Raw genomic sequence first — 19695 nt, 5'->3', positions numbered from 1 at the left:
CATCGCCCTGCGATGACGCCTTGGTCCTTGTAGAAACAGCCCGGCCCCGCGCGTTGCGCCGCGGGGCCGAAGGCATTTCTTTCCCTAACGACAGAATGCTCATGCATTGGGCGGGAGATGCGTGCAAATTGAGCCGCCTTTACCGTCCAGTCGGCCAATTTATACATTGACAAAAAAGTTTCTTCTCCGGAAACTCCCCTCATAATTCGAGGGGAAAAACAATGAGTATCGCAGCAACCAACGAGGCGGTCGCCGCGCCTGAGGCCGGCTCGCTTCAACGCAAGATCAGCTGGACCGGCGCCTTCTGGATCGCGAGCGGCGTGCCTGCCCTCGTGCTCTTCTCCATCGGCGCCATCGGCGCCACCGTGGGCGCACCGGCCTGGTTCGTGTGGATCCTGTCCATCATCTTCGGTTTCATCCAGGCCTTTTCCTACGCCGAAATCGCCGGCCTGTTCCCGCACAAGTCGGGCGGCGCCTCGGTCTATGGCGCCATCGCCTGGGTGCGCTACGGCAAGCTGCTCGCGCCGTTCTCGGTGTGGTGCAACTGGCTGGCGTGGTCGCCGGTGCTGTCCATCGGCTCCGGCCTCGCGGCGGGCTACGTGCTCTCCATCCTGTTCGCGCCCGATGCCGCCATCAACACCTGGCAGCTCACGCTGGTGGATCTCGGCTGGCTGAAGGCGGGCCTCGCGCTGCGCATCAACGCCACCTTCGTCCTCGGCGCCGTGCTGCTGCTCATCGCCTTCGCCATCCAGCATCGCGGCATCAGCCAGACCGCCAAGGTGCAGGTCATCCTCGGTGTCGTGGCGCTGCTGCCGCTGATCCTCATCGGCCTCGTGCCGCTGTTCACCGGCGACGTGCTCGCCGCCCATCTCGGGCCGTTTGCCCCGCTCGCCAAGGACGAGGCCGGCCGGGTGATCGCCGGCGAATGGAACATGGCGGGCCTCACCCTGATGGCCGGCGGCCTGTTCATCGCCGCGTGGTCCACCTACGGCTTCGAGACCGCCGTCTGCTACACGCGCGAGTTCCGCGACCCGAAGAAGGATACCTTCAAGGCCATCCTCTACTCCGGGCTCCTGTGCATCTTCGTCTTCACCATCGTGCCCATCTCCTTCCAGGGCGTGCTCGGCCTCGGCCAGCTCGTGACCCCGGCGGTGGTGGACGCCTCCGGCACCGTGACCACGCCGGCGGTCTATGACGGCATCCTGTCCGCCGACATCTATTCCGGCATGGGCGTCGCCAGCGCCATGGCGGGTATGCTCAAGGGCGGCCCGCTGGTGCACAATATCATCGTGGTGATGCTGATCCTCGCGCTCATGCTCGCCATCATCACCTCCATGGCCGGCTCCTCGCGCACGCTCTACCAGGCGTCGGTGGACGGCTGGCTGCCCAAGTACCTCAGCCACGTGAACGAGAACGGCGCCCCCACCCGCGCCATGTGGACGGACCTTGGCTTCAACCTCATCCTGCTGATGATGTCGGACTATGTGTTCATCCTCGCCATCTCCAACGTCTGCTACATCCTGTTCAACTTCCTGAACCTCAATTCCGCCTGGATGCACCGCATCGACCGTCCGGCCTGGGATCGCCCCTTCAAGGCCCCCATCTGGCTCATCGGCATGGGTACGGTGCTGGCCTACGTGAACCTGTTCCTGCTCGGCATGGGTGCCGACATCTGGGGCGCGGGCACGCTGGTCACCGGGCTCATCGTATCGGCCGCCATCATCCCGGTGTTCCTGTTCCGCCACTATGTGACGGACAAGGGTCAGTTCCCCGCGGCGATGATGGAGGACATGCACCTCAAGGCCGAACCCGGTGCCGGCACGCGAGCGGGGATGCTGCCCTACCTCGCTCTCGTGCTTGGCGCCGTTGTCATCATCGTGGCCCGCAGCATTGCGGTCTATTGAACGGAGACGAAATGAGCGACCAGGGTATGAAGAGCCGCCCGACGTACGCCCCGCTGGCCCCGGACCCGTCCGGCCGGCACCACCTGCTGGTGGTCGAGGCGGCCGAGGTTCCGGCTGAGGCACTGGCGGAGGGGGTTGTCCCCTCCGCCTTCGAGGTCTGGACGGTGGCCCGGCGCAGCGCCGTGCCCTCCGCCCCGGCCATGGAGGAGGCGCCGGGCAGCGTCGCCACCTTCCGGTCCGTGACGCACCTCTTCTCCGCGCTGGAGGAGCGGCTCGCCCGCGAGACCATGGGGCTGCGCCTCTATGCGGCGGGTGCCGAGCCGTTCCTGTGGGACGTGTGGGGCCGCGCCGAGAAGGCCGGCCTCAGCCGGCAGGAGACGGCCTTCGCCGAGGTCGGCCCGAAGGCGCGGCGCATCTATTGCGTCCACTGCCGGACGGTGACCGAGGGTGTCACCAGTTCCATCTTCACCTGCCCGGGCTGCGGCGCATCCTTGTTCGTGCGCGATCATTTCTCACGGCGGCTCGCCGCCTTCATGGGCGTCCAGGTGGATGCCGAGGTGCCGGGTGAGGTGCCTGAGGCCGAGGAGCTCTACGCATGACCGCCGCCCAGCCCTTCAATGTGCGCGTGCGCGAAATCGTCGAGCTCGCGCCGAGCCTCAAGCGCTTCTCCTTCGAGCCCGTCCATGGCGGCGTGTTCCCCACCCCGCCGGCGGGCGGACACGTCCTCCTCACCCTGCGCGACGGCGCCCGGGTGATGAAGAACGCCTATTCGCTCGTCTCCCCGCCCTCCGAGCGGAGCCGCTACGACATCATCGTGCGCCTCGTCGCCCAGTCGCGCGGCGGCTCTTCCCATCTCCACCGCAAGGTCGCCCCCGGCGACGTGCTGGAGATGGCCAATCCGGTGAGCCTCTTCCCGCTCATCTCCACCGCGAAGAAGCACCTGCTCATCGGCGGCGGCATCGGCATCACGCCGATGCTCTCCTTCCTGCCGGAGCTGAAGGCGCGCGGGGCCCGCTTCGAGCTGCACCAGCTCGCGACGCTGGAGGAAGTGCCGGTGTTCGAGCGCCTGCTCGCGCCTTATGCGGCGGGAGAGGAAATCCGCGTGCATGGCGGCGGCCGCGCCGCCTTCGATCTCGCCGGCCTGCTCGCGCGCCAGCCGCTCGGCACCCATGTCTATGTCTGCGGGCCGCACAGCCTGATGGAGGCGGTCGCCTCCACCGCCGCGGCCCTCGGCTGGCCCAGGACCAAGGTGCACAAGGAGAGCTTCGGCGGCGACATCACCGGCCTGCCCTTCCGCGCCGTGCTCCGCAAGTCCGGCATCGAGGTGGAAGTGGGCGAGAGCCAGAGCCTGCTCGAGGCCATCGAGGCGGCCGGCGTCGAGGCCCCGTGCCTGTGCCGTGGCGGGGCGTGCGGCCAGTGCGCCACCCCCCTCGTCGAGGGCGAGGCGGAACACCGCGACGACTTCCTCTCCGCGGAGGAGAAGGAGGCCGGCACCCTCATCATGACCTGCGTGTCGCGCGCCCGCGGCCCGCGCATCGTCATCGACCTGTGATCCCGGGAGGTCCCATGACCGTTCAGTTCAAGCCCGCAGAGACCTTCCGCGACACCTTCACCTACAAGAAGTCGCCCGAGGATCTCCTGCGCTTCCCCTTCCCGTTCCCCGAAGACAGCTACATGTATTCGGTGAACATCGAGCCGCACGTGCGCGGTGGCCCCACGGCCGCCTTCCAGGCGCAGTTCGACGTTGACGAGCACTATATCGCCGAATGCAAGGAGCGCGCCCGCATCCTCGCCGAGGACCCCAAGCGCTGTCAGGTGCTGCCGCACATGATGACGGCGGAGTGGGACAGCCTCGAGATGATCATGGAGAACCTCGCGGCCGACTATCCCGAGCACTTCACCCTGTCGAAGGACGGCGACGCCTGGACCTGGGTGAACCGGCCGCTCGGCATCCAGCAGAGCTTCATCTTCGGCAAGGCCGAGACGCTGCCCTGCGGGCCGTTCGAGTACATCACCCGGCAGGCGCAGGGCGATTTCACCCTTCAGGACCAGCGCGAGGACAACCTCTTCGTGGACGGCGGCATGGTGACGAGCCAGGCCGACTGGTCGCTGGAGTTCGACATCGGCATGAGCTTCCAGGAGTGGCACGGCCCGGTGCCGCTGGCGCATGAGAAGGGCGTGTTCGACCGCGCCCTGAAGTATCTCCTGCGCCTCCAGTACGGCCAGCCGGTGCGCCGCCTCAACTGGACCATGACGGTGAACCCGCGCCTCGACACCTCGCCGGAGAATTATCCCGTGTGGGGGCCGGACAAGGCGTCGGTGACGCCCGAGAACGTGGCGGAGAAGGTGCACCTGCGCGTGGAGCTGCAGACGCTCTATCGCCTGCCCCGCTCCAACGCCATCCTGTTCGGCATCCGCTGCTATCTCACCAGTGTCGCCGACATCGCCAAGGTGCCGAAGTGGCGCCGGCGGCTGCACCGGGTGCTGCGCGACCTGCATCCGGACATCGCCGCCTACAAGGGCATCCCGCGCTATCAGCAGATGGTGGTGGACTATCTGGCGCCGCTGGACGACGGCTCGGCCACCTCGCCCGGCATCGCCCCGGATATGGAGAAGATCGAGGCCTGATCCTCAGGCCCCGCGACAGCCAGCCTGCCGCCGCTCAGATCGGCGGCAGGTTGAGCCATTTCTGGAAGGCGTTGAGCACCAGATTGACCGAGAAGGCGGCGAGCAGGATGCCCATGATCCGCCGCAGCAGGCTCGCTCCGCCCTCCCCCAGCACCTTGGCGATGTAGTCGCCCAGCCAGAAGATGACGAACAAGACCACCGACATCAGCACCAGCACGCTCACCGTGATGAGGTGCTGGGACAGCGGCGCGCCGCGGTTGTTGTCGGAGAACAGCACCATGGCGAGGATCGCGCCCGGACCGGCCACGATGGGCGTCGCGATGGGATAGACCGCGATGTGGACCAGCCGCCGCTCGGGATCGGGCGTAACGGCATGCTGTGTCATCGCCCCGAAGATCATGGTCATCGAGAAATAGAACAGGATGATGCCGCCGGAGATCTGGAAGGCGAGGATGGAGATGCCCATCGCCTCCAGCAGCATCCGGCCGAGGAGCGTGAACACCACCAGGATGAGGAAGGCGAAGGCGGTGCCCATCGCCGCCACCTTGTGGCGCTCCTGCCGGTCGAGGTGGGAGGTGGTGGCGAGGAACATGCTGAGATGGCTCAGCGGCTCCAGCACGACCCAGAGCGTGACCAGCTGGCTCGCGAACAGGTTCAGATCATCGATCATGGGCGCTCCCTTGCGCCCCTTATTACCTCAAGGGAAAGGGCTGGCAACCGGCAGGCGGGAACGACGAGCCTTGACATGACGCAACGACAAGCTGAAGCCTTCGGGTACCTTGATCTTGTGTCAGGAGGAAACGCCAAATGGTGCAGAATATAAAAAGCGTGCTCATCGGCATGACGGAGGAGGGCGTGGACGAGCCGTCCTCCGCGCTCGCCTACGGCCTGTCGCTGGCCCAGCAATCGGGCGCCCACGCGACCATCCAGGCGGCCTCGCTCAAGGTGGTGATGGGCAACACCTTTGTCAGCAATGTCGCGACCGGCCTCGTCGCCGCCCACAACCGGCGGCTGAAGCAGCTCGCACAGGACGTGGCGGAGCGGGCGCGGGGCGATGCGGCCGCCGCCGGTGTCGCTGCCTCGGTGGAGACGCCGCAGCTCGGCTATGGCCAGCTGGTGGAGCTGTTCGTCGCCCAGGCGCGGGTGCACGACATCGCCGTGCTGGACGCGGAGGTCGCCACCGTCAACGCCGACCGGGGGCTCATCGAGGCGCTGCTGTTCGAAAGCGGCCGGCCGGTGATCGTGGTGCCGCCGGGGGTGGAGACCTTCAAGCACGACCGCGTTCTCATCGCCTGGGACGCGAGCGTACGGGCCACCCGCGCCGTCAACGACGCCATGGGCATCCTGAAGTCCGCCGCCTCGGTGGAAGTGCTCGCCATCGGCTCGGAGAAGGAGCTGGCGCACGAGATTCCCGGCGCCGAGCTGGCCCCGCACCTTGCCCGCCACGGCGTCCATGTGGACGTGAAGAATTTGGTGGTGAGCCCGGACGGCGTCGCCGAGACTCTGCGCGAGCAGGCCGGGCTGATCGGCGCGGACCTCATCGTGATGGGCGCCTTCAACCACTCGCGCATTCGCGAATGGGTGCTGGGCGGTGTCACCGAGTCCCTGCTGGAGGACTGCAAGGTCCCCCTGCTGATGTCCTACTGAGGCCAGCCAGCGCGGCGCGCCTCAGGCCGCCTCGCGTCGCTGTTCCAAATCACCCCACGAAGCCAAGCGCCCGCTTTGCGCCCGCACCGCCTCAGGCGGCGGGCCTTCCACCGGCGCTCAGCTCACCGGCTGCCAGCGGCCTTCCGCCGTGCGGCAGGCGGCGCCGCGGGCGATCTGGGGGCGGTTGTCGATATAGATGGTGTGGGAATAGTCGCGGCAGCTCTGGTAGCCGGCGCGGTTGTAGGGCGGGCCGGCGATGACCGTGCCGCGCGCGGTGCCGTCGCCCTTCCAGCCGATGGGATAGCCGGGGCCGCCCGTCTCCAGCGCGGAAATCTCGGCGTCGTAGGCGCGCTGGCGGTCGGCGTCGTCGAGCCCGTTGCCGATGCCACCGCTGATAAGGCCGCCGGAGACCGTGCCCGACATGACAGGCGCCGTGGGCAGGGCCGCGAGGGCCGCCGTCGCCTTGGTCCCGGTCGTGTCGGTCGCGCACCCGCCCAGCGCAAGGGCGAGGACCGCTGCGGATGCGGGAGAAACGCGGAACACGCGGACGGACATGAACGGGCCTCAGGCAAAAAAGCGGGGCGACGCGGCGGCCATCTGCCTTTGCGGGCAAATTGCCGTGCACGTCATCAACGATCGGGCCACCACATCGGATCACCGAATGGGGCGACGGAGAGGCTGACGGCCTCTCTTAGGCGCCGCAAGCCTCAGTGTGAAGACGGTTTGCCGCAGGCTGTAGCGCCACGGTGTCACCCCCTGCCCCGCGTCATCCCGAGGCGTCAGGTGGTCGGGGGCGGCGCCGCGGCGGCGGGCAGCACCAGCTCGGTCCGGAGGCCGCCGATGGGGGCGGAGCTCAGCTCGAACCGCCCGCCATAGAGCAGGGCCAGCTCGTGGACGATGGAGAGGCCGAGGCCCGAGCCGGGCTTAGATTCGTCCAGCCGCCGCCCGCGCCGGCCCACATCCACCCGCCGGGCGGGATCAAGGCCCGGGCCGTCATCGTCGATGCTGACGTGGAAATAGACCCGGTCTCCCGGCGTGCGCGGCCGCTCCACCAGCACCTCCACCTCCACGCGGGAGGAGGCCCATTTGCAGGCATTGTCGATGAGATTGCCGAACATCTCCTCGAGATCCTGCTGCTCGCCGCGGAAATGCACGTCTTCCGGGATGCGCACGTCGATGGCGAGGTCCTTGGTGCGGTGGATCTTCTCCATGGTGCGGGCGAGCGAGGTGATGACCGGCGTCACCTCGCACACGCTCGCCACCACCGAGATGCGGGCCGCCATGCGGGCGCGTTCCAGATGGTGGGCCACCTGGTCCCGCATCACGCCGGCCTGGTCGCGCACGCGCACGGCGAGCGGGTCGTCGCGGGTGCCGGCCTCGTTCATCAGCACGGAAAGGGGAGTTTTGAGGGCGTGGGCGAGGTTGCCCACGTGGGTGCGGGCGCGTTCCACGATCTCGTGGTTGGCATCGATGAGGGCATTCACCTCGCGCACCAGCGGCACGATCTCGATGGGATAGGTGCCCTCCAGCCGCTCGGCCTTGCCGGAGCGCACGTCCGACAGCGCCTCCGAGATGCGCGTGAGCGGCTTCAGCCCGAACCGCACCTGAACGATGACCACCAGCAGGAAGGCGCAGGCCAGCACCACCAGCGTGGCCGCGAGCGAGAAGTTGAAGGCGGAGATCTCCGCCTCAAGGTCGGACGCCACCGCTGCAACCGAAACCACGTAACGGGCATCCGCCCCGAGGTCCACGTCGCGCTCGACAATGCGCAGGGCGACGCCGCCCGGGCCGGTCGCATAGCCCTGCCGCATCAGGCCGGGGCGGCCGCGAATGCCCTGCTCCGCGAGCAGTGGGAGGCTTGCGCCCACCAGCGAGCGGGACGTGCGCCGCTCCAGCTTTTCACCTGAATTGAGGGCAATCTGCCAGTACCAGCCAGAATTGGGGAAGGCGAACAGCGGGTCGGCCAGCGCCTCCGGCTCGGGGAGGCGCTCGGATGCATTGGCGACGTCGGCGACGATGATCTTCAGATAGATGTCCAGCTGCCGGTCGAACGCGCGCTCGGCGGAGCTGCGGTAGAGGGAGGCGAGCACGAAGCCCACCACCAGCAGCACCACGACCGTGATGGCCATGGCCGAGAGCACGAGGCGGAAGGCGAGGGAGCCGGGCGTGTATTCCGGCGGGCGTCGCGCTGCGTCCATGGCCATGTCAGGCGGCCGGCATGTCAGGAGGTCGCCATCTCAGCGCGGCTCCTCGGGGGCGGCGAGCAGATAGCCGAGGCCGCGCACGGTCTGGATCACGTCGCAGTCGAGCTTCTTGCGCAGGCGGCCGACGAACACCTCGATGGTGTTGGAATCGCGGTCGAAATCCTGATCGTAGAGATGCTCCACCAATTCCCCGCGGGACACTACCCGCCCCGCATGGTGCATGAGATAGGAGAGCAGGCGATATTCGTGCGACGTGAGCTTGACCGGATTGCCGTCCACCGTGACGCGGCCGGAGCGGGTGTCGAGCCGCACCGGGCCGCAGGACATCTCGCTGGACGCATGTCCGGTGGCCCGCCGCAGCAAGGCGCGCAGGCGGGCCAGCACCTCCTCCATATGGAAGGGCTTGGCGACATAATCGTCGGCGCCGGCATCGAAGCCCTGCACCTTGTCGCTCCAGCGGTCGCGGGCGGTGAGGATGAGGACCGGGGTGGTCTTGCCCGCCCGCCGCCAGCTTTCCAGCACGGAGATGCCGTCGAGCTTGGGCAGGCCGATGTCGAGCACGATGGCGTCGTAAGGCTCGGTCTCGCCGAGGAACTGCCCCTCAACGCCGTCATAGGCGCGATCCACGGCATAGCCGGCATCGCCGAGCGCCTCGACGAGCTGTCGGTTCAGCTCGGGATCGTCCTCGATCACCAACAAGCGCACGGTGCCCCTCCGCCTTCGCCACAACCTCCTTAAGCGAGAGAGACAAAGAATGACAGAGCCTTGCGTGCCTGTCAGCGATGACCGGAGGCCGCACCGTGAGCTTTGCTGGTCCTTCGGGTCACAGCCAGCCGCACAGCCGCCGGCCCACGGCATTGGCCGCCTTGGCCTGGCGGATGGTCTCGTCGGTGTCGGAGAGCGACCAGCGGATGGGCGCGGCCGCGCCGCAATAGACCCTAGTCGCGCCGGAACCCGTCGTCGTCGCGCAGCCGGCGAGCATCGCCGTCGCGGCGAGCGGCAGCATCCCGCGCAGACCGCGCGGCAGAAAGGCTCTTCGAGACATCGCGTTCTCCTTCCTTCAGGGCGCGGTCATAGCCGCGCTGGGCGGCGCGCCGGGTGACGAGCACGAGAGCGAGGACAGCGGCGGCAATCCCCGCCGCCCGCACGCCGAACAGGCGCAGCAGAACCGCCACGGCGAGGGCGCCGGGCAGGATCCAGGCCCACCACGGCACGGCGTAGCCGAAGAAGCCGGCTACCGCGTCGAGCGCCCCGCTCACGGCTTCGCCTCCCCGGCCACGCCGATGCCGAGGTCCAGCACCTCGGCCCGCTTCGCACCGGCACTTGCGCTCCACCAGACCCAGGCGAGGCCGGCGAGGGTGGCGGCGAGGCCGAGGAGGGTGAGGGCGGCGAACACATTGGCCAGCAAGGGCGAGCCGGCGGCATGGGGCTCGATCTGCCGCGCCGCCTCGGCCACGGTGGAGGCAACAAGGCCGCCGGCCACGGCGCCCGCCCCCGCCTCGGGCCGGGGCGCCGGCCGGGCGCTGGCAAGCGCGCCCTTGGCCCCCTCCCCGTCCTTCGCAGGCACGGCGACGGAGGAGGTCCGCCCCCCGGTCGCCCACGATTTGCCGAGCTTGCGCACGTCGGCCACGCGCCGGCCCCAGCCCTTGCCGAACACCGGCCAGGTGCGCAGCGCCTGCAACATGGCGAGGCGACGGTCGCAGATCTCGTCCACGAGGCGGGCCGGCGCGTGCTCGGCGGCGGCGCGGGCGGCGGCGAGCGTCACCTCCCCCACCTGCCCGTCGGCGGAAAGGCCAAGCGCGCGCTGGAGCCATTTGGCGGACTGGGCGGGGCCGGAATTCACCGCGCCGTCGAACACCACATAGTCGATGCCGGCGGGCAGCTCGTCGGCCCGCACCGCGTCCCAATACTGGCGGCGGTAGATCTCCTTCAGCTCCGTGTCCTCGATCTCGCGGACCGGGCGCTCGGGCAGCCCCTTCGAGCGGCGCCAGGCGTCGTACACGCGCTGGATGATGCCCTTCATGGTCGGGCCGCCGGGATCGTCGGGATGGTTGGAATAGCCGCCCTCGTGGCGGAGCACAGCGGCAAGCGCCGGCGCGAAGCTTTCGGCAGCCATGGCAAGGCCTCTGAGAAAAATCTGATCGGGAAACGGCGAAAGGCGGGGGCGCCGGAGCGCCCCCGCCTCGTCGATGGCCTGCGTCAGGCGACCAGCGGCAGCATCTCGTTGGCGTAGGCCGAGGCCATGCGCCGGGCGAGATACATGGTGCCCTTGTCCACCGGGTGGACATTGTCGCCGCCGATGTACTCGCCGATGGTGCTGAACGCGGTGAAGTTGGTGTTGTTGTGCGAGCCGATGAAGACCGGCGGTACAGAGGTGACCAGCGACTTGTAGAAGATGTTGCTGTTCGGCCGCGCCGCCACCGCCGTGGCGATGGCGGTATCCACGATCTGAATGCTGGAATACCCGCCCGACAGCGGGGCGGGCCCGAACCAGAACACCGGGGCCGTGGTGGCGGCCCGGATGGCGTCGAGCAAGGCCAGCGCCTCCGTATTCACCTGCGCCTGGGTGTAGCTCGCATCATTGGTGGAGCCCTGCACGAGGATCACGTTGGGGCTCTGCGCCAGCACCTGCGGCAGACGCTCGCGATAGGTATAGAAGGGTCCGGAGCCCGGATTGAGCAGGCCCGTGCCGCCGGTTCCGAAGCGCCACATATTGTCGATGCCGATCAGCCGGCCGACGTGGCCGGACAGCGTGTTGCCATCGAGGAACGGACCGTAGCCGGAGCCCTGCAGGTAGCTGTCGCCGATGAAGGCCCCCACGAGAGGGACCACCGACGGCGCAGGCCAGATCTGGGCGTTGGACGGGATGGCGATGTTGTAGATCGCCGCGGTGTCCTTGCCGAAGAAGACCTCCCACAGCCGCTCCTTGCGCTTGCCGAAGGCGATCGTGTGGTAATACCAGCCGCCCTGGTTGGGGCCGATGTTGGACATGGTGACGGGGCGTCCGTCCACATAGACCCGGATGCCCTGCACGGACGCGGGAACCTGGAACGAGATGCCCGTCGCATCACTCATGAAGGCAATGCCGCTGCCGCCGGCTACGGTGGTGCCGCTCTTGCTGTCGAAAGTATAAAGAGCGATGCCGGTGCCCGAGCCCACATGCTGCGTGAGGTAGGCACCGCGCACCGTCAGGAGCTGGCGGTTGGCCCACGGGTTGAAGCTGACATAGCCGGCCGGGACGCTGGTGCTGCCGGTGGCCGTCAGGGTCGGCGCCGCCGGATCGTCCACATTGTCCCAGTCGGCCGAGCTGCCGAGATGGGTCCACAGGACGCTGGTGTTGGCGGTGCCGTCCCAGACGGCCGAGCCGTTGGTCTGGGTCGGCTCGATGGCGCCGCAGACGCCGCCCTGCGCGGCGGCGATGTACCACTGCGCGGGCGTCGCGGAATTCTTGCGCACCTCGCCCACCTGGATGGTCTGGCCCGAGGTCCAGGCGGTGGGGGCGATCCACGGGCGGGCCCAGAGCGGGCGGCCGGCATCCACCGCCTGCTGAAGGCGGATCTTCAGGGCCGCGGTGCTCTGGTTCCAGTTTCGAGAAGACATGAAACAACTCCCTTTGCGAAAGCACAGGCACGCCCGCACCGGGGTCTCCGGCGCGGATGATCGGGGAATGACGAGAGGGGATGGAGCGGCGGCCGGCGGCGGCTCAGATGCGCTCGATGAGGCGTGCGCCGTCCGCGTCGGTCAGTGGCGTGCCATCGGCATCGACGAGAAAGATGAAGCCGCGCGGGGGGCGGCGGCCGCGCCGGCCGCGCAGGACCGCGCCCGCGAAGAGGGAGAGGGACAGCATCGCCGCCGCTCCGCTCAGCGGTCGATCAAGGCGTAGATGTCGATGCCCGCGCTGGTGCCTGTCGCCCACACCCGGCGCACCTGGCACGGCGGCAAGGGCTGAAGGCCCGGCAAGGCGCGCACGTCGATGCGGGTGGCATCGTCGGCGCCGACAGGGGTGAGGCGCACGGTGGCGACGCCGCCGGACACCTCCTCGGGCACGAACACCCACAGGGCCTTGGCGTAGACGGGAAGCTCGTCGCTGTCGGAGGGGGTGACGCGGCTCATCAGCCGCGTCGGCGAGGAGAGCGAGGCGGCGAGCCCGCGCAGCGGGTCTCGGCTGGAATCATAGGACATGGGAAGCTCCGAAAGGCGGGCGCGAGGCGCGGGTCACGCGCCGGGAATGGCGAGGAGGAGGAGGTGCAGGCCAACGCGCACCGTGCCGCCGCCGAAGCTCCCGCCGATGGCGGTGAGGCGGACCGGCGTCGGCGCGTAGAAGGCGGTGGGACCGATGACCCCCATGTTCGTGGCGCCCGCCGCGACACCGAGGCTGCCGCCAAACTTCGCCTGCTCCCCGGCGATGCCGCAGTCGTAGGCGGAGGCGCCGCTCACGGCGGTGAGGGTGCGGGTGGAGACGCCGAGCACGATGGCGCGATCGGGAATAATGAGCGCGGTGTCCACGAAGGCGCCGGAGAGGACGGCATCCACCTCCCGCACCTCGGCCGAGATGGCGCCGCGGTGGGCGCTGGCTGCCAGAGGCGAGACCCACGCCCCGCCGTCGAACACTGCGAGCCGGCCCTCGTCGCGGATGAAGGCGAGGAAGCCCGCCGCCAGGGGCAGGAAGTCGAACGCGCCCGCCTCATAGGCCGCGATCATCCCCGCCCGGCCCGCGAAGGCGCCGGTGGCGCCGGATGGTACGAACCAGCGCCCCCCCTCGGCGGGCGAGGTCGGCGGCGAGGACGCGGTGGCGCTCTCCAGCACCAGCTGCACGAAGGCGTCGAGGCGGCGGATGGCCTCGTTGTGGGTGACATGCTTCTGCGCCTGGGCCGCCGCGATGTACGGCAGCGCCAGGTTCGCCGATTGCTCGGACATGGCTGGACCTCGATGGAAGGAGAAGAGCCTTACGGCGCTACGGTCGCCGTCACCGCCGCGCCGGCGCCGACGCTGGCCGAGAGCTGGGCGACGCGGACGGTGAGTTCGCCCTGCGGCGCGCCGAAATCGGCGATCTCGTCGGCGGCCGCATAGAGAGTTTCAGGCGACGCGAGGGTGAAGCTGCGCCGCACGGTCTCGCCGTCGAGAATGTCGAGCCGGTAGGCCTCGCTCGCCTCGCCCAGCGGCACCTCCACTGCCTCCCATCCGTCGCCCGCGATGCGGGTGCGGCGGATGAAGGAGAGCGCGACGCCCGCCTCGGTCCGCCGCGCCCGCACATGAACCGGCGAGAGCGGCATGAGCGCGCGGCCGGAGACGGTGGCGGCGACTTCCGTCACCTCCTCCGCGCCCTGGTCGTCCCGCGCCGAACCGACGCGGTAGAGGAAGGAACGCCCCAGCGCCGCGACGCCGCTGGCGACGCTCACCAGCGTGCCGTCGAGACGCACGAGGCGGGTGCCCGCCGGCCACGCTTCCGCCCCCGCCGCCTCGGTGCCGGCAAGGCCACGCAGAAGGCCGGTGAGGCGATAGCTGCCGGCATCCACCAACTCGGCCTCGGTGAAGGCGACGATCTCCGGCGCGCGGTCGTCAGCAAGGAGCACGAGGAGGTTGGCGCCGGCCAGCACCTCCGCCTCGCTGGCCGAGACGAGGAGGGAGGTCTCAAGCGTCACCTCCATCCCATTGTGCCGGTCGAACCGCCAGAGCGGCCCCGGCAGCAGCGGCGCGATAAGGGCGCCGAAGGTGGCGGAGGCGGTGATGGGCGCCAGCGTCTCGAAGCTCGCGCCATCGGTGGAGCGCCAGATGGCGAGCGTGCCCGGCCAGGGCGAGGCCGCCGCGGCAAGCCATTGCAGGGGAACGGGTTCCGCCTCCGACAAGGCCGGGAGGTCGAGCACCCGCACGGCGGGCGGGCCGGAGGCGCCGGGCAGCGCAACGTGCCCCGCCCCTTCCTCCGCCAGCGCCACGTCGAACACCTCCGGCTCGATGGTGCGGGCGGTGACGGCCAGCGCCTCCGCCTCCTCCACGCGGACGATCTCCACGAGGCGCGTGCGGCCATCGAAGGTCAACCGCACGAGGTCGCCGGGCGCCAGCGCGAGCAGCGAGGGTGGCAGGGAGAAGGAGAGCGTCTCCCGCCCGGCCCAGAGATCCTGAAGCCAGACATCGGCGGCGCGCACCATCACCGCGTCCGATGCGACCACCGCGAGGTCCGCCTGCGTCACATGCCGGCTCCGGCCCGCGAGGCGGCGGGAGGAGACGGTGGCGCGGCGGTAGTCGCGCAGGGCATCGACGAAGCCCACCGTCACCTCCAGCGGCAGCTCGGTCTCCTGCGCCCGGGTGACGGCGAGAAGCGGCGTGCCCTCCACCTGAACCAAATCCTCGGTAGCGACCTCCACAACGGTGCCCTGCCCGCGCGGGCTGAACACCAGGCGGCCGTCCTCCTCCCCCGCCTCGAAGGCGAAGGCGCGGGCAAGCGGCTCCAGTGCCGCGCGGGCAGTCATGGGCTGTTCCACCACATAGCCCTCGACGGCGCCGGAGAGGTGCGCGCTGTCCACGTCGGCAATGCCGAAATCGGCGGCGAGGGTCGCCACCAGCGCATCCAGAGGCGCAGCGCCGAGGCGGCCGGTGAGCCAGTGGCCGGTGGCCCAGTTGGCGCCGTCCGCCCACACCTCGGTGGCGTAGGGGAATTGCGGGTAGGGCCGCGCATCCCAGCTCCACAGGAAGAGCGCGTCGGGCTCCACCATGCGGCCGGGATAGAGGGTCGCGGCGGGGTTGTCGGCGGTGTCCGCGTCCGCGCCGAAGGTGGCGAGGATGGCCTCCAGCGCGCGGCGCTGGATGAGGTCGTCCCGGGCGCCGGAGGAGAAGGGCGGCAGGCGGTTCTCGGCGGATTTCGCATCCGGAAACGCGCTCGGCCGGTTGGCGCCCTTGTCCACCGCCGGGCATCCCGCCTCCATCAGGCGGATGGGCTTGGCGCCGGGCACGTAGGCGGTGGGCGCGGGGATGCGCACACCCGCGATGCGCTCGTGATGGGCGTTGGCCCACCAGGACCAGAGATCCTTCTGGCGATACACCCACGGCTCGCCGAAGGCGCCATCGGTGATCGGGCTGCGATCCTGCGCGGCGCGGGCGTCATCGTCCGGATAGAACCAGTCGAAGGCCTCGCCACGGCGCAGGTTGGCCTTCAGATAGGCGCGGTCGTGGATGGACTGGGTGAGCGCCGTATCGAGATGGGCGGATCCGTCGCGCCAGTCGGCGAGCGGGGGGTAGTAGTCGATGCCGATGAAGTCCACTGCATCGGCGCCCCACACCGCATCGAGGGGAAAGCGCACGTCGCCGGAGGCGAGCACCTGCGCGCCATATTCGGTCCAGTCGGCGGCATAGGAGACGCGGGTGGAAGGCCCCACCACCGCCTTCACCTCGGCCGCCAGCGCGGCGAGCGCGGCGGCGGCGGGGAAGGCGCCGGTGTCATCGGTGAGGCGGGTGAGCGCGGCCATTTCCGAGCCGATGAGGATCGCCTCCACCCCGCCCGCCGCGACGGCGAGATGGGCGTAATGCAGCACCATGCGCCTGAGGCTCCATTCGTCCGGCCCGTGATAGATCACACTCGTGCCGACCCGCGTGAAGTCGTCCGCCACGGCCGTGCCGAACAGCGCCGCCACCTGCGCGCGGCAGGCGGCGGTGCCGTCCACCGTTCCCGCCCGCCCCGGCGCCGGATCGCACACGATGCGCCCGCGCCAGGGATGGGGCGGCTGGGACGCGACGCCGGTCCACGGGTCGGGGCGCGTGTTGCCGGCGGGGATGTCCATCATGACGAAGGGGTTGAGCGTCACCTTCAGCCCCGCCTCGCGCATGCGGGCGATGGCGCGCACCACGCTGTCGTCGGAAGGCGTGCCGCCATAGGCCGCGCGGCCCTCGTATTGGGAGACGGCGGGGACGGTGAGGCGCGTCTGCCCGCCCACGCTCCACAGCGCCGGAGCGGTCGCCTTGTTGAGGCGCTCGCACTTCGGCCGCACGGCGCATTGGCCGGCGCGCAGATCGTCGCCGAACCAGGAGACCACCAGCGAGACGCGCGCGAGGTTCGGGCACGCGCCGAGGAGCTGGTCGAGGGAGGCCTCGAAATCGCTGAAGAAGCTGGTGACGTGCCGGTTCTCCGGCCCGTAGCTCGCCTCGCCATAGACCTGCCGGATGTTGCGCGTGTCGTAGCCGAACTCGGTGGCGCCGGGGATCAGCGTCACCGCGCGCACCTGGCTCTCCAGCGCGCCAATGGCGCGTTCCACCTCCACCGTGATCTGCGGCAGGCGGTTGCCATAGTCGGTCAGCTCCAGATTGCGGAAGGTGAGGTAGGCGACGCCGCGATAGGCCGGCGTGCCCGCCGCGCCCTGCTTCGCCTCGATCCAGCTGTCGGGCGCCTCGCCCGCGCCGCCGAGATGGGGCGTGATGTGGAGGCGCCGCGTGTCCAGCAGCTTGCCGTCCGCCCAGATGCGGCCGATGCGCGAGACCGGGCCTTCGCACAGGGCGACGGCGAAATTGGCGTAATAGGTGTAGGTGGTCGTGCTGGCCGAAAGGCTGCCGCCCTTGCCGCCGACGGATTGCGTCTCCTCCTTCTTCACCTCCTTCAGCTTCAGCGCCCAGATCACCTGCCCGGCGAGCCGCGCGCGGCCGTAGATGCGGGGGAGCGGCGCGCCGGCGGTGGAGGCCATCACGTCGAGGTCGGTGAGGCGCGGGCCTTCCGCATGGCGCGAGCGGTTGCCACCGAGGAGCGCGCCATCGATGACCGAGCCGCCGAGCGCGCCCAGCGCCCGCCCCGCCACCGCGCCGATGGGTCCGAACAGCGCGCCGCCGATAAGGCCGCCAGCCGCGCCGAGAAGCAGCGTCGCCATGGGTGAGGCTCCGGGATGGGAGGGATGTGGGAAGAAGGTGGCCCCTCACCCCGACATTGCGCCGTCATCGCCCGGCGTGCCCGGGCGATCCACGGTTGGGCGGGTTCGGGTGTCCGGACAGCGCGCAAGCGGCCCGGTGGATGCCCCGGACAAGCCGGGGCATGACGGAGGGGAGGACGGTGCAAGCGCCCCGCTTCGCTCTCGCGCCTCGGCCGACTGGAACGGAGCGAAGCGCAGTGGCAGGAGAGCCGTGGCCCAGCGCAACACGTCGCCGAAGGCGGCTCTTTTCCGAGGCTCTCCGGGCGGGTGCCGGCTTCGCCGACCTTGCCCCTGGACCCCGGATCGGCGCTCCACCTGCGGTGTCGCTTGTCCGGGGAACTGTTTCGATGAGCCCCCCTACCCCGCCCCTGGAAATGCGAAGGCATAGGCCAGCCGCCGGCGCCACCAGGGCGTCAGCGCGGTCTCGCACACGCTCGCGCCGTCATAGGCGTGGATCATGCGCCCGCCCTCGGAGAGCAGCGCCGCGTGCTTGGCCGGAAGGTGCTCCCGGAAGCGGAACAGCAGCACGTCGCCGGGCTGCGCCTCAGCGAGCGGAACGGCGACGAGATGGCGCCGCGCGGTATCAGCCAGCGTCTCGCGCCGGCCCGCCTCGGCCCAGTCGGGGGCGTAGGCGGGAAGCGCCTCCGGCTCCGGCCCCACCACGACGCGCCAGATGCCGCGCACGAGGCCGAGGCAGTCCGCGCCGTGACCTTTCAGGGAGGCACGATGGAGATAGGGCGTGCCGATCCAGGCGCGGGCCTCGGCCAGGATCGCGGCACGATCAGGAGCCCCGCTCATTCCCTGAGGCTCCCGTCGTATCCGCCCTCGCCGGGGATGGCGACGGAGATGATCGCGTCGTTGCCCGGCATGTGCGGGAAGCCGCGAAAATTGAGTGCGTTTGAGAAGCGGTCGCGACAGGTCGCAAAGCGCTTGTCGCAGCCGGCGGTGAGGGTGATCTCGTCGCCCTCCGCCACATCGAACGGCGGGCGCTGCCACAGGCGCAGGACCACCCCTTCCCCATCCACCAGATGTGCCTTCACCTCGGTGGCGAAACCCGCATTGGCGCCGCTCGCGAACACCGCGCGGCCCCGCGCGAAGGCGCCGGTCGCGAAGCCGTCGAGGCCGGTGACGCGCAGGCGCAGCGCGCCCTCCACCGCGCTGACCGCCACGCTCGCGGAATGGGCCGGCGCGGCGAGGTCCACGCCACAGCGGGCGTCGCCGAGATCGGCATCGCAGGTGGGCGTGAAGAGGCGGCCGCGCGTCTGGTTGAAGCCATCCGCGAGGGCGCGGATCTCGGCGGTGAACACGCCGTCCTCGCAGCGCACCTCGCCGATGGTTCCCCGCCGCAGCAGGAGGTGCTGCGCGGGGGCCTGCCAATTGACGAGCAGGAGGTCCACGCCAGCCCCGTCATAGAGGCCGGCGGCGAGGTCCGCGGCATCAAGCGCGTCGGCGCTGAGGGCGCCGGAGAGTTCCGCGCCGGTGACGGAAAGTCCTTGCGCCTGCGTGCTTTCCGAGCCTGCGATGCCGGAGGCGGCGAGGAAGGTCACGCCCTCCAGGACGAGGTCGCGATCATGGTCGGTGAAGCCCAGCACGGTGCCGTCGCGGCGGGTCACGCGCCAGGCACGGCACAGCGTGGTGACGCCGCTCGCGAGATGGTCGGCGAGGGCGGGATCGAGAGTGCGCATGGCGAGCCTCACACGCGGATTTCGATGATGGGGATGCGGGGGATCGCGCCGGCCGCGAAGGCGGAGAGATCCACCTCGAGAAAATCGGTGTCGAAGCGCACCGGAACGTCGAAGCGGAAGCCCGCCGTGACGACCGCGGAGGGAGCCGGGATGGCACCTTCCGCGAAGGTGATTTCGCCGCGCGCGGTGTCGAGCGAGAAGTGTGCGCCTTCAACGTGTTCGATGCCATTCACCGCAACCTTCACGCTGCCCGCGACAGGCTTGGTGATGGCGCGCAGATAGGGCGCGTGGAGCGCGCCGTAGCGCTTCGTCAGCGCGAAGGTCGCGCGCGCTCCGTCGCCCGCGCCGATGAGCTGGTCGAGGGCGCTCACCTCGTCTTCCGGAGCGGCCGAGGAATGGTCGAGACGATCGCGCCAGCGGAAGCCGTGGAGACGCCCGCGGCGCTCCTCGAAGAAGGCGACGATTTCGGCCAGAGCGGCGAAGGTCTTCACCCCGTAACCGGCGTCCCATCGACGTCGCGAATCAGCCTGGCGCGTGTTGCGCTCCTCGCGTCCGGAGGCGGTCGTGACCACCTCGGTGACGCGCTCCGGACCGCCCGAAGCGCCGAGAGCGACCTCCAGAGGAAACAAAATCTCATGAAAGGCGGCCATATGATGCCCCCATCCCCTAATTCTTGGCCGAAAACAGTAGAGATGGCCTTGACATAGTTGAACGTGACGCCTTGACTTTCCTGTGCCCCGTT

20 protein-coding genes are annotated in these 19695 nt (G+C 69.7%); 5 read left to right on the top strand and 15 right to left on the bottom strand.

The window, feature by feature from the left end:
- Positions 1 to 221: 221 nt before the first annotated feature.
- The 4 genes from V5F74_RS10010 to V5F74_RS09995 are packed head-to-tail and all read left to right on the top strand — an operon-like array spanning position 222 to position 4532.
- Complete coding sequence (locus V5F74_RS10010) at positions 222 to 1904, top strand: APC family permease (RefSeq protein WP_250168220.1); 1683 nt, start codon at positions 222 to 224, stop codon at positions 1902 to 1904.
- Positions 1905 to 1915: 11 nt separating this feature from the next.
- The gene (locus V5F74_RS10005) at positions 1916 to 2503 is read left to right on the top strand and encodes a dimethylamine monooxygenase subunit DmmA family protein (RefSeq protein ID WP_374252233.1); all 588 of its coding nucleotides are present in this window, start codon (positions 1916 to 1918) and stop codon (positions 2501 to 2503) included.
- A complete protein-coding gene (locus V5F74_RS10000) occupies positions 2500 to 3456 on the top strand; it encodes a PDR/VanB family oxidoreductase (RefSeq protein ID WP_394007748.1) in 957 nt (318 codons plus the stop codon). Before V5F74_RS10005 ends, V5F74_RS10000 begins: the two co-directional genes overlap by 4 nt.
- A gap of 14 nt (positions 3457 to 3470) precedes the next feature.
- A complete protein-coding gene (locus V5F74_RS09995; protein ID WP_029555109.1) occupies positions 3471 to 4532 on the top strand; it encodes a heme-dependent oxidative N-demethylase family protein in 1062 nt (353 codons plus the stop codon).
- Between the two features lie 34 nt (positions 4533 to 4566).
- Here V5F74_RS09995 and V5F74_RS09990 read toward each other — a convergent pair whose 3' ends face one another.
- The gene (locus tag V5F74_RS09990) at positions 4567 to 5202 is read right to left on the bottom strand and encodes a MarC family protein (protein WP_394007746.1); all 636 of its coding nucleotides are present in this window, start codon (positions 5200 to 5202) and stop codon (positions 4567 to 4569) included.
- Positions 5203 to 5339: 137 nt separating this feature from the next.
- On the opposite strand from V5F74_RS09990, the gene V5F74_RS09985 reads away from it, so the two are divergent.
- The gene (locus V5F74_RS09985; RefSeq protein ID WP_029555111.1) at positions 5340 to 6179 is read left to right on the top strand and encodes a universal stress protein; all 840 of its coding nucleotides are present in this window, start codon (positions 5340 to 5342) and stop codon (positions 6177 to 6179) included.
- Between the two features lie 117 nt (positions 6180 to 6296).
- On the opposite strand, the gene V5F74_RS09980 is transcribed toward V5F74_RS09985, so the two are convergent.
- The 14 genes from V5F74_RS09980 to V5F74_RS09915 form a co-directional block, all read right to left on the bottom strand.
- On the bottom strand, positions 6297 to 6734 hold the full coding sequence (locus V5F74_RS09980) for a hypothetical protein (protein ID WP_024277891.1): 438 nt from the start codon (positions 6732 to 6734) through the stop codon (positions 6297 to 6299).
- Positions 6735 to 6958: 224 nt separating this feature from the next.
- Positions 6959 to 8377: a sensor histidine kinase gene (locus tag V5F74_RS09975; protein ID WP_051679345.1), complete on the bottom strand. Its 1419-nt coding sequence runs from the start codon at positions 8375 to 8377 to the stop codon at positions 6959 to 6961.
- A 39-nt stretch (positions 8378 to 8416) separates the two neighbouring features.
- A complete protein-coding gene (locus V5F74_RS09970; RefSeq protein WP_024277889.1) occupies positions 8417 to 9088 on the bottom strand; it encodes a response regulator transcription factor in 672 nt (223 codons plus the stop codon).
- Between the two features lie 118 nt (positions 9089 to 9206).
- Positions 9207 to 9365 (bottom strand): hypothetical protein, encoded by a 159-nt coding sequence (locus V5F74_RS09965; protein ID WP_394007743.1) that lies wholly within the window; start codon positions 9363 to 9365, stop codon positions 9207 to 9209.
- Positions 9322 to 9642 (bottom strand): hypothetical protein, encoded by a 321-nt coding sequence (locus V5F74_RS09960; RefSeq protein WP_394007741.1) that lies wholly within the window; start codon positions 9640 to 9642, stop codon positions 9322 to 9324. Before V5F74_RS09960 ends, V5F74_RS09965 begins: the two co-directional genes overlap by 44 nt.
- The gene (locus V5F74_RS09955; RefSeq protein WP_394007739.1) at positions 9639 to 10499 is read right to left on the bottom strand and encodes a glycoside hydrolase family 108 protein; all 861 of its coding nucleotides are present in this window, start codon (positions 10497 to 10499) and stop codon (positions 9639 to 9641) included. Before V5F74_RS09955 ends, V5F74_RS09960 begins: the two co-directional genes overlap by 4 nt.
- Positions 10500 to 10582: 83 nt before the next feature.
- The gene (locus V5F74_RS09950) at positions 10583 to 11983 is read right to left on the bottom strand and encodes an SGNH/GDSL hydrolase family protein (RefSeq protein ID WP_394007737.1); all 1401 of its coding nucleotides are present in this window, start codon (positions 11981 to 11983) and stop codon (positions 10583 to 10585) included.
- A 103-nt stretch (positions 11984 to 12086) separates the two neighbouring features.
- Positions 12087 to 12230, bottom strand: coding sequence for a hypothetical protein (locus V5F74_RS09945; protein WP_156026214.1), 144 nt, complete (start codon positions 12228 to 12230; stop codon positions 12087 to 12089).
- Between the two features lie 14 nt (positions 12231 to 12244).
- Positions 12245 to 12565, bottom strand: a complete 321-nt coding sequence (locus V5F74_RS09940; protein WP_374252247.1) for a spike base protein, RCAP_Rcc01079 family — start codon at positions 12563 to 12565, stop codon at positions 12245 to 12247.
- 33 nt (positions 12566 to 12598) lie between these two features.
- Positions 12599 to 13300 carry a DUF2793 domain-containing protein gene (locus tag V5F74_RS09935; protein WP_394007734.1) on the bottom strand — a complete coding sequence of 234 codons (702 nt, stop codon included), beginning with the start codon at positions 13298 to 13300 and terminating at the stop codon, positions 12599 to 12601.
- Positions 13301 to 13329: 29 nt separating this feature from the next.
- Positions 13330 to 17229, bottom strand: coding sequence for a baseplate multidomain protein megatron (locus V5F74_RS09930; protein ID WP_394007732.1), 3900 nt, complete (start codon positions 17227 to 17229; stop codon positions 13330 to 13332).
- 396 nt (positions 17230 to 17625) lie between these two features.
- Entirely contained in the window at positions 17626 to 18066 is a 441-nt protein-coding gene (locus V5F74_RS09925) for an NlpC/P60 family protein (protein ID WP_029555119.1), read from the bottom strand.
- A complete protein-coding gene (locus tag V5F74_RS09920; RefSeq protein ID WP_029555120.1) occupies positions 18063 to 18953 on the bottom strand; it encodes a DUF2163 domain-containing protein in 891 nt (296 codons plus the stop codon). The genes V5F74_RS09925 and V5F74_RS09920 overlap by 4 nt, the downstream gene beginning before the upstream one ends.
- Before the next feature lie 8 nt (positions 18954 to 18961).
- A complete protein-coding gene (locus tag V5F74_RS09915; RefSeq protein ID WP_029555121.1) occupies positions 18962 to 19603 on the bottom strand; it encodes a DUF2460 domain-containing protein in 642 nt (213 codons plus the stop codon).
- Positions 19604 to 19695: the final 92 nt, after the last annotated feature.

This window comes from Xanthobacter aminoxidans (assembly GCF_043193615.1).
GTDB lineage: Bacteria > Pseudomonadota > Alphaproteobacteria > Rhizobiales > Xanthobacteraceae > Xanthobacter > Xanthobacter aminoxidans.
Note: the sequence above shows the minus strand (reverse complement) of the source record. Positions and strands in the feature narration are given on the sequence as shown.

Coding starts and splice junctions, on each gene's coding strand:
- V5F74_RS09980 (WP_024277891.1), bottom strand. CDS start 6,734: ATGTCCGTCCGCGTGTTCCGCGTTTCTCCCGCATCCGCAGCGGTCCTC.
- V5F74_RS09940 (WP_374252247.1), bottom strand. CDS start 12,565: ATGTCCTATGATTCCAGCCGAGACCCGCTGCGCGGGCTCGCCGCCTCG.
- V5F74_RS09975 (WP_051679345.1), bottom strand. CDS start 8,377: ATGGACGCAGCGCGACGCCCGCCGGAATACACGCCCGGCTCCCTCGCC.
- V5F74_RS09965 (WP_394007743.1), bottom strand. CDS start 9,365: ATGCTCGCCGGCTGCGCGACGACGACGGGTTCCGGCGCGACTAGGGTC.
- V5F74_RS09915 (WP_029555121.1), bottom strand. CDS start 19,603: ATGGCCGCCTTTCATGAGATTTTGTTTCCTCTGGAGGTCGCTCTCGGC.
- V5F74_RS09955 (WP_394007739.1), bottom strand. CDS start 10,499: ATGGCTGCCGAAAGCTTCGCGCCGGCGCTTGCCGCTGTGCTCCGCCAC.
- V5F74_RS09950 (WP_394007737.1), bottom strand. CDS start 11,983: ATGTCTTCTCGAAACTGGAACCAGAGCACCGCGGCCCTGAAGATCCGC.
- V5F74_RS09925 (WP_029555119.1), bottom strand. CDS start 18,066: ATGAGCGGGGCTCCTGATCGTGCCGCGATCCTGGCCGAGGCCCGCGCC.
- V5F74_RS09920 (WP_029555120.1), bottom strand. CDS start 18,953: ATGCGCACTCTCGATCCCGCCCTCGCCGACCATCTCGCGAGCGGCGTC.
- V5F74_RS10005 (WP_374252233.1), top strand. CDS start 1,916: ATGAGCGACCAGGGTATGAAGAGCCGCCCGACGTACGCCCCGCTGGCC.
- V5F74_RS10000 (WP_394007748.1), top strand. CDS start 2,500: ATGACCGCCGCCCAGCCCTTCAATGTGCGCGTGCGCGAAATCGTCGAG.
- V5F74_RS09995 (WP_029555109.1), top strand. CDS start 3,471: ATGACCGTTCAGTTCAAGCCCGCAGAGACCTTCCGCGACACCTTCACC.
- V5F74_RS10010 (WP_250168220.1), top strand. CDS start 222: ATGAGTATCGCAGCAACCAACGAGGCGGTCGCCGCGCCTGAGGCCGGC.
- V5F74_RS09985 (WP_029555111.1), top strand. CDS start 5,340: ATGGTGCAGAATATAAAAAGCGTGCTCATCGGCATGACGGAGGAGGGC.
- V5F74_RS09935 (WP_394007734.1), bottom strand. CDS start 13,300: ATGTCCGAGCAATCGGCGAACCTGGCGCTGCCGTACATCGCGGCGGCC.
- V5F74_RS09945 (WP_156026214.1), bottom strand. CDS start 12,230: ATGCTGTCCCTCTCCCTCTTCGCGGGCGCGGTCCTGCGCGGCCGGCGC.
- V5F74_RS09990 (WP_394007746.1), bottom strand. CDS start 5,202: ATGATCGATGATCTGAACCTGTTCGCGAGCCAGCTGGTCACGCTCTGG.
- V5F74_RS09930 (WP_394007732.1), bottom strand. CDS start 17,229: ATGGCGACGCTGCTTCTCGGCGCGGCTGGCGGCCTTATCGGCGGCGCG.